The organism is Halomonas sp. BM-2019 (assembly GCF_017584085.1).
Genome location: NZ_CP071922.1, coordinates 1,901,667 through 1,909,568 on the forward strand (window position 1 = coordinate 1,901,667; position 7,902 = coordinate 1,909,568).

The following is a 7,902-nucleotide window of genomic DNA, read 5'->3' on the forward strand; positions in this document are numbered from 1 at the left end:
CCCTTCACCACGGCGCTCGCCCGCGAGCGGGAGCTCTTCCTGGAGTGCCTGGCCTCGCCCCAGCGCCAGGCCAAGGTCGAGGCCTTCCTGGCTCGCGGCCGCCGTTCGCTCAACGCCGGCGGAGACAACACAAGAGGGACCACCGCATGAATATCCATTTCAGTGACCAGGAGCTGGCCTTCCGCGACGAGGTGCGGGCCTTCCTGGCGGCCGAGCTGCCCGCCGACATCGCCGCCAAGGTGCGGCTCGGCAAGAAGCTCGCGAAGGAGGACCACCAGCGCTGGCAGGCGATCCTCAATCGCCGCGGCTGGTACGCCGCCAACTGGCCGGTGGAACATGGGGGGACCGGCTGGAGCGTGGTGGAGAAGCATATCTTCGAGGAGGAGTGCGCGGCGGCGGGTGCACCGCGGCTGATCTCCTTCGGCGTCAACATGGTGGCGCCGGTGATCATCAGGTTCGGCACCCCCGAGCAGAAGGCCCACTACCTGCCGCGAATCCTCGACGGGACGGACTGGTGGTGCCAGGGCTACTCCGAGCCGGGGGCCGGCTCCGACCTGGCCGCGGTGAAGACCCGGGCGGTGCGCGACGGCGATCATTACATCGTCAACGGCCAGAAGACCTGGACCACCCTGGGCCAGCACGCCAACTGGATCTTCTGCCTGGTGCGCACCGACCCGCAGGCCAAGCCCCAGGCCGGCATCTCCTTCTTGCTGATCGACATGGACACCCCCGGGATCTCGGTGCAGCCGATCATCACCCTGGACGGGGCCCACGAGGTCAACGAGGTGTTCTTCGACAACGTCCGGGTGCCGGTGGCGAACCGGGTGAGCGAGGAGAACGACGGCTGGACCTGCGCCAAGTACCTGCTGACCCACGAGCGCACCGGCCAGGCCGGCATCGGCATCTCCAAGGCGGCCCTGGCCCACCTCAAGGCGATCGCCGCCCGCGAGGTGATCGAGGGCCGCCCGGCCCTCGAGGATCCGCTGCTGCGCCAGCGTATCGCCGAGGTGGAGATGCGGCTGATGGCGGTGGAAATGAGCACCCTGCGCATCCTCGCCCGGGCCCAGGCCGGCGGGGTGCCGGGGGCGGAGAGCTCGATCCTCAAGATCACCGGTTCCGAGATCCGCCAGGCGATCAGCGACCTCGCCCGCCGGGTGCTGGGCCCCCACGCCCTGCCGTTCCTGGCCGAAGAGCTGCAGCTCGAGCACGACGGCGAGCCGCTGCACGCCGACTACAGCGTAGCGCCGGCCGCCCAGTACCTGAACCTGCGCAAGCTGTCGATCTACGGCGGCTCCAACGAGATCCAGAAGAACATCCTGGCGAAGGCCCAGCTGGGTTTATAGGAGGCCACCATGGACTTTTCCTTCAGTGACGAGCAGCAGATGCTGCAGGACATGCTGGCCCGGCTGGTCAGGGAGCACTACGGCTTCGAACAGCGCGATCCGGTGCAGCGCAGCGCGCCGGGCTTCAGCGAGGCCTTCCAGGCCCAGCTGGCCGAGCTGGGCGTGCTGGCGGTGCCCATCGACGAGGCCCATGGCGGCATGGGCGGCAGCGGCGTCGAGAACCTGGTGGTAATGCAGGAGCTCGGCCGTGGCCTCTGCCTGGAGCCCTACCTGGAGTCGCAGATCCTGGGTGGTGGCCTGGTGCAGGCCCTGGGCAGCGAGGCCCAGCGCGAGGCGCTGCTCCCGGCCCTGGCCGCGGGCGAGCTCTTGCTCGCGGTGGCCAGCGAGGAGCCGCGCACCCACTATCGGCCCGAGTGGACCGAGACCCGCGCCGAGCGCACCGCCGACGGCTGGCGGCTCTCGGGCCGCAAGTCGGTGGTGATCGGCGGTCAGGCCGCCCACCGGATCCTGGTGGTGGCGCGCACGGCGGGGGAGCCCGGCGAGTGCGACGGCCTCTCGCTGTTCCTGGTCGACTCCATGGCGGAAGGCGTGCGGCGCCGCGCCTATCCCACCATGGCAGGCCCCTGGGCCTGCGACCTCACCCTCGACGGCGTGAGCCTGGCCGATGACGCCCTGCTGGGCGAGGCCGGTGCGGCCTTCGCGGCCCTGAGCTACCAGCTGGGGCGCGCCATGGCGGCCCAGTGCGCCGAGGCGGTGGGCAGCATGCAGCAGGCCTGCGAGTTGACGCTTGAGTACCTCAAGACCCGCCAGCAGTTCGGCAAGCCCATCGGCCGCTTCCAGGTACTCCAGCACCGCATGGTGGACATGACCACCGAGCTGGAGCTGGCCACCTCCATGGCCATCCTCGCCGCCTGCGTGGCCGACGAGCCGGCAAGCCAGGAGCGCGGCCGCCAGCTGATCGCCGCCCAGCACGTGGTCAAGCGCGCGGCCCGCTTCATCGCCGAAGAGGCGATCCAGCTCCATGGCGGTATCGGCATGACCTGGGAGTACAGCCTCGCCCACCATGCCCGCCACCTGGTGATGCTCGGCCACCGCTTCGGCGACGACGACCGCCACCTCAAGGCCTTTGCCGACCTTCTCGAGGCCAGCTGACCTTTGTCAGCGCTCCCACAACAAGCACAGGAACCTTCGACATGTCCCAGAACCCCGCCTTCCACTGGCAAGACCCGCTGCTCCTCGACCAGCAGCTCACCGACGAAGAGCGCATGGTGCAGCAGAGCGCCGCCCAGTTCGCCGCCGACAAGCTCGCGCCCCGCGTGCTGGAGGCCTTCCGCCACGAGCAGACCGACCCGGCCATCTTCCGCGAGATGGGCGAAACCGGCCTGCTGGGCGCCACCATCCCCGAGGAGTACGGCGGCAGCGGCCTCAACTACGTCTGCTACGGCCTGATCGCCCGGGAGGTCGAGCGCGTCGACTCCGGCTACCGCTCGATGATGAGCGTGCAGTCCTCCCTGGTGATGGTGCCGATCAACGCGTTCGGCAACGAGGCCACCAGGCAGAAGTACCTGCCCAGGCTCGCCAGCGGCGAGTGGATCGGCTGCTTCGGCCTCACCGAGCCCAACCACGGCTCCGACCCCGGCTCCATGGTCACCCGTGCCCGCAAGGTCGACGGCGGCTATCGCCTCACCGGCAGCAAGATGTGGATCACCAACAGCCCCATCGCCGACGTCTTCGTGGTCTGGGCCAAGGACGACGAAGGCGATATCCGCGGCTTCGTGCTGGAGAAGGGCTGGGAAGGGCTCTCGGCGCCGGTGATCCACGGCAAGGTGGGCCTGCGCGCCTCCATCACCGGCGAGATCGTCATGGACAACGTCTTCGTGCCCGAGGAGAACCGCTTCCCCGAGGTGCGTGGCCTCAAGGGCCCCTTCACCTGCCTCAACTCGGCGCGCTACGGCATCAGTTGGGGGGCGCTGGGCGCCGCCGAGGACTGCTGGCACACCGCGCGCCAATACACCCTGGATCGCCAGCAGTTCGGCCGGCCGCTGGCCGCCAACCAGCTGATCCAGAAGAAGCTGGCCGACATGCAGACCGATATCTGCCTGGCCCTGCAGGGCTGCCTGCGCCTGGGGCGCATGAAGGACGAGGGCAGCGCCGCGGTGGAGATCACCTCGATCATGAAGCGCAACAGCTGCGGCAAGGCGCTGGATATCGCCCGCCTGGCCCGCGACATGCTGGGCGGCAACGGCATCAGCGACGAGTTCGGGGTGGCCCGACACCTGGTCAACCTCGAGGTGGTGAACACCTACGAGGGCACCCATGACGTCCATGCACTGATCCTGGGGCGGGCCCAGACCGGCATCCAGGCCTTCTGCTAGGCACTGTGAAAAGTGCCTGCGCTCGGTCATGCGGCGTTAAAAATCGGCTCAAAGTACTCATTTACAGCCCGTAAACTCCGTCTTTTCGCCGATTTTTGCCTTGCCTGACCATCGCTCGTCGACTTTTCACCCAGCGCCTAAGTCGCTCTGGTAGTTACAACAACAGTTCACGGGAGATACGCCATGAAAGTACTCGTCGCGGTCAAACGCGTCATCGACTACAACGTCAAGATCCGCGTCAAGCCGGATCACTCCGATGTCGACCTCACCAACGTCAAGATGGCCATGAATCCCTTCTGCGAGATCGCCGTGGAAGAGGCGGTGCGCCTGAAGGAGCGCGGGGTCGCCACCGAGGTGGTCGCCGTCACCGTGGGCCCCAAGGCCGCCCAGGAGCAGCTGCGCACCGCGCTGGCCCTGGGCGCCGACCGCGCCATTCATATCGATACATCAGCCGAGACCGATGAGCGCGTCGAGTCGCTGGGCGCCGCCAAGGCGCTGGCCAAGGTGGTCGAGGAGGAGCAGCCGGGCCTGGTAATCCTCGGCAAGCAGGCCATCGACACCGACAACAACCAGACCGGCCAGATGCTGGCGGCCCTCACCGGCCTGCCCCAGGGCACCTTCGCCTCCGCAATTAGTGTCGAGGGCGAAGGTGATGACAAGCGGCTCCAGGTGACCCGCGAGGTCGATGGCGGCCTGCAGACCGTTGAGCTGACCCTGCCGGCGATCGTCACCACCGACCTGCGCCTCAACGAGCCGCGCTACGCCAAGCTGCCCGACATCATGAAGGCCAAGAAGAAGCCGATGGACGTCAAGAGCCCGGCGGATCTCGGTATCGAGGTGGCCTCGAAGGTCAAGCTGCTCAAGGTCGAGCCGCCGGCCGAGCGCCAGGGCGGCGTCAAGGTGGGCTCGGTGGACGAGCTGGTCGACAAACTGAAGAACGAAGCCAAAGTGATCTCATGAGCATCCTGGTACTCGCCGAACATCACGACGGCGCCCTGGCCGGCGCCACCGCCCATGTGGTCGCGGCCGCCCAGCAGATTGCCCAGCACGACGGCGGCGAGATCCACGTGCTGGTGGCAGGCGAGAACGTCTCCGCCATCGCCGAGGCCGCCGCCAAGCTGGACGGCGTGAGCAAGGTCCGCGTGGCCGACCACGCCGCCTACGCCCACCTGCTGGCCGAGCCCACCGCGGCGCTGATCGCGGAACTCGCCGGCGACTACGGCCACCTGCTGGCCGCGGCCTCTACCACCGGCAAGAACGTGCTGCCCCGGGTCGCCGCCCTCAAGGACGTCGCCCAGATCTCCGAGATCATCGCGGTGGAGAGCGCCGACACCTTCAAGCGCCCGATCTACGCCGGCAACGCCATCGCCACGGTGCAGAGCGAGGACGCCCTCAAGGTGATCACCGTACGTACCACCGGCTTCGATGCCTGCCCGGATAGAGGGACCGAGGGCGGTTCCGCCAGCGTGGAAGCCGTGGACTTCGTCGCCGACAACGCCCAGTCCACCTTCGTCAAGGAGGCGCTGGCCCAGTCCGACCGCCCCGAGCTGGGCGCGGCCAAGGTGGTGATCTCCGGCGGTCGCGGCATGGGCAGCGGCGAGAGCTTCAAGCTGCTCGAGGGCATCGCCGACAAGCTGGGCGCCGCCATCGGCGCATCACGAGCCGCGGTGGACGCCGGCTTCGTGCCCAACGACATGCAGGTGGGCCAGACCGGCAAGATCGTCGCCCCCGAGCTCTATATCGCCGTGGGCATCTCCGGTGCCATCCAGCACCTGGCCGGCATGAAGGACTCCAAGGTGATCGTCGCCATCAACAAGGACGAGGAGGCGCCGATCTTCCAGGTGGCCGATTACGGTCTCGTGGGCGATCTGTTCGAGGTGCTGCCCGAGCTGGAAAGCAAGCTGTAGGCGCAATCGAAGCGTCGAACCTGCCGTTGCCGGCCCTCGAACGAGGGCCGGTTTTTTATCGCCTGGGGCTTGGATAGAATGGATAATCATTATCAATGACGTTCGGCTTGATGCAGGCCATGGCGGCTTCGGCCAGCGTGGGGGATCATCGCCGCTGTTTCAGGAACCGGGAGAGTGCGGGTGAGTAATCGCAGACGGAGTGCCTCGCTGCAGGGGGTCATGGCGGCCCTCTGCCTCAGCCTGATGGCCCTGGCCATGCCGGCCTGGGGCGATGAGGAGAGGGGGGCGCCCGAGCGCGCCGAGCTCCTCCCGGAGGCGCTGGGTCTCGCCCTGCCGCTGGCGGCGGAGCTCTCCCGCAGCCTGGCGGCGCTGGAGGCCCTGGTCGAGGCCGACCTGCCGTTTCTGGTCGACCAGCGCCGCGCCCGGCTCGGTGAGCTGCGCGAGGCGCTGAGCGCCCGGCCGCTGGAGGCCGCCGACCAGGCCGAGCGGCTGGTGGCCGCCTGGCGCCAGGAGCTTGCCTACGGCCGCGAGATCGACAGCTGGCGGGCGCTGCTGGTGGGCGACGAGCGCCGCGAGGTGGACTACCTGCGTCTGGGCCGGGTGGGCCTCTACTTCCTGACCCCGGACGGCCGCGAGGGCGGGGTCTGGTCCCGGGAGGAGGCGCGCTGGCAGGCCCTGGAGGGCCCAGCGCTGGCGGAGCTGCGCAAGGGGATGGCCATTGCCCGGGAGCGTCGCGCCCCCGAGCTGCTGGCGCTGCCCCTCTCCATTCGCCCGGAGGCGCCCTGGAGGGCGCCGGCTCAGCCCCTGCCGAGTTGGCCCGAGGCGCCGGAGGCCGTCGAGGCGGCGGCACTGCGCGCCTTCGCCGCACAACAGGCGGGGGAGCTGCGGGAGGCGCTGAGCGATAGCCGGCTTAGGCTGGGCAGTGAGCTGGTGCTGCCGGCGCGTCCTGAGGCGGGCGTCACCGGCACCGCCGCCATCACCGAGCTGCTGCGCCACCTCGAGACCTGGACGCATGAGAGCGGCCGCTGGCGCCGCTTCGAGGCGCCGGTGGCCGGCGTCGATGGTCAGATTGCCCCCCGCGACGTGGCCCGGGTCGGTGACCTGCTGCTGTTTGGCGGCGGTGACCTGCTGCGCCCCAGCGGTGACGACTCGGCCCCGCGGCTCGCCGTGGTCGAGGGCCTGGACCGCGAGCAGCGCGCTGGGCTCACGGCGGCCTGGGCGGGCGACGCGGCCCTGCTCCTCGACCCCACCGGCGGCCGGCTGCTCGACGCCCTGGCGCGTCAACCGAGCCTGGTGGAGCGCTTCCACCAGGGGGGCGTCGTCGGCTATGTGGTCGTCGCCCTGGGGGGGCTGGGCCTGCTGGTGGCGCTGCTGCAGTTCCTCTACCTGGGGGTGGTGCGGTGGCGCCTGCGCCGCCAGCTGCGCGACCTGGGCCAGCTGCGCGACGACAATCCGCTGGGCCGGGTGCTGGGTCGCTTCCGCACCCTGCCCCAGGGAGTGCCCCCGGAGGCCCTGGAGGCGCGGCTGGATGAGGCGCTGCTGGCAGAGCTGCCGCGCCTGGAGCGCGGGCAGGGGCTGGTCAAGCTGCTGGCCGCCGTGGCGCCGCTGCTGGGGCTGCTGGGCACCGTGACCGGCATGATCGTCACCTTCCAGGCCATCACGGTCTTCGGTACCGGCGACCCGCAGCTGATGGCCGGCGGCATCAGCCAGGCACTGGTCACCACCGTGCTGGGGCTGGTCACCGCGGTACCGCTGCTCTTCGCCCACACGGCGCTGACCAGCCGCAGCCGCGGCCTGGTGGGGCTGCTGGAGGGCAAGGCCAGCGCGGCGCTGGCCGAGCACCTCGAGGCGCCGCCCACGGCCTCCAGCGCCGTGGCGCCTGGCCGTGGGGAGGCGCGCCTTGTCCATGCCTGAGCTGCCGGTCGCCCTGGTGGAGCCGCTCCAGCGGCTGGTGGAGGCGGGCGGCGCCGTGCTGGTGCTGATCATGGTGGTGGCCGCCGTGCTCTTCACCCTGACCCTGGAGCGCTGGTGGTACTTCCGCGTGACCTGGCGGGCCGAGCGGCGCGCCCTGGTGGGGCGCTGGGTGGCGCGCCCCGATCACGGCAGCTGGAGTGCCCGCACCCTGCGCGAGGTGTGGAGTCGGGCGCTGATCGCCCGGCTGCGTCGGCCGCTGCCCTGGATGAAGCTGTTGGTGGCCCTCTGTCCGCTGCTGGGGCTGCTGGGCACCGTGACCGGCATGATCGTGGTCTTCGACGGCCTGGCGCTGAGCGAGACCCA

The 7,902-nt window shown here is 69.8% G+C and carries 7 protein-coding genes; all 7 read left to right on the plus strand.

Translation table 11 applies throughout. From position 1 onward, the window contains the following. Nucleotides 1-146: 146 nt before the first annotated feature. Nucleotides 147-1,343: an acyl-CoA dehydrogenase family protein gene (locus tag J5F18_RS09605; RefSeq protein ID WP_346302014.1), complete on the plus strand. Its 1,197-nt coding sequence runs from the start codon at nucleotides 147-149 to the stop codon at nucleotides 1,341-1,343. A 9-nt stretch (nucleotides 1,344-1,352) separates the two neighbouring features. Next, complete coding sequence (locus J5F18_RS09610; RefSeq protein ID WP_346302015.1) at nucleotides 1,353-2,495, plus strand: acyl-CoA dehydrogenase family protein; 1,143 nt, start codon at nucleotides 1,353-1,355, stop codon at nucleotides 2,493-2,495. Nucleotides 2,496-2,536: 41 nt separating this feature from the next. Further along, on the plus strand, nucleotides 2,537-3,718 hold the full coding sequence (locus J5F18_RS09615; protein ID WP_346302016.1) for an acyl-CoA dehydrogenase: 1,182 nt from the start codon (nucleotides 2,537-2,539) through the stop codon (nucleotides 3,716-3,718). 183 nt (nucleotides 3,719-3,901) lie between these two features. Continuing rightward, nucleotides 3,902-4,678: an electron transfer flavoprotein subunit beta/FixA family protein gene (locus J5F18_RS09620; protein ID WP_346302017.1), complete on the plus strand. Its 777-nt coding sequence runs from the start codon at nucleotides 3,902-3,904 to the stop codon at nucleotides 4,676-4,678. Continuing rightward, the gene (locus J5F18_RS09625; protein ID WP_346302018.1) at nucleotides 4,675-5,625 is read left to right on the plus strand and encodes an FAD-binding protein; all 951 of its coding nucleotides are present in this window, start codon (nucleotides 4,675-4,677) and stop codon (nucleotides 5,623-5,625) included. Before J5F18_RS09620 ends, J5F18_RS09625 begins: the two co-directional genes overlap by 4 nt. Nucleotides 5,626-5,805: 180 nt before the next feature. Beyond that, nucleotides 5,806-7,539 carry a DUF3450 family protein gene (locus J5F18_RS09630; protein WP_346302019.1) on the plus strand — a complete coding sequence of 578 codons (1,734 nt, stop codon included), beginning with the start codon at nucleotides 5,806-5,808 and terminating at the stop codon, nucleotides 7,537-7,539. Next, nucleotides 7,532-7,902: MotA/TolQ/ExbB proton channel family protein (locus J5F18_RS09635; protein ID WP_346302208.1), on the plus strand; the 371-nt coding region annotated here is incomplete at its 3' end. The genes J5F18_RS09630 and J5F18_RS09635, both read left to right, overlap by 8 nt.

What these genes read in the sequence shown, in the direction of transcription:
- J5F18_RS09605 (WP_346302014.1), top strand. Translation starts at nt 147, where the DNA reads ATGAATATCCATTTCAGTGACCAGGAGCTGGCCTTCCGCGACGAGGTG.
- J5F18_RS09610 (WP_346302015.1), top strand. Translation starts at nt 1,353, where the DNA reads ATGGACTTTTCCTTCAGTGACGAGCAGCAGATGCTGCAGGACATGCTG.
- J5F18_RS09615 (WP_346302016.1), top strand. Translation starts at nt 2,537, where the DNA reads ATGTCCCAGAACCCCGCCTTCCACTGGCAAGACCCGCTGCTCCTCGAC.
- J5F18_RS09620 (WP_346302017.1), top strand. Translation starts at nt 3,902, where the DNA reads ATGAAAGTACTCGTCGCGGTCAAACGCGTCATCGACTACAACGTCAAG.
- J5F18_RS09625 (WP_346302018.1), top strand. Translation starts at nt 4,675, where the DNA reads ATGAGCATCCTGGTACTCGCCGAACATCACGACGGCGCCCTGGCCGGC.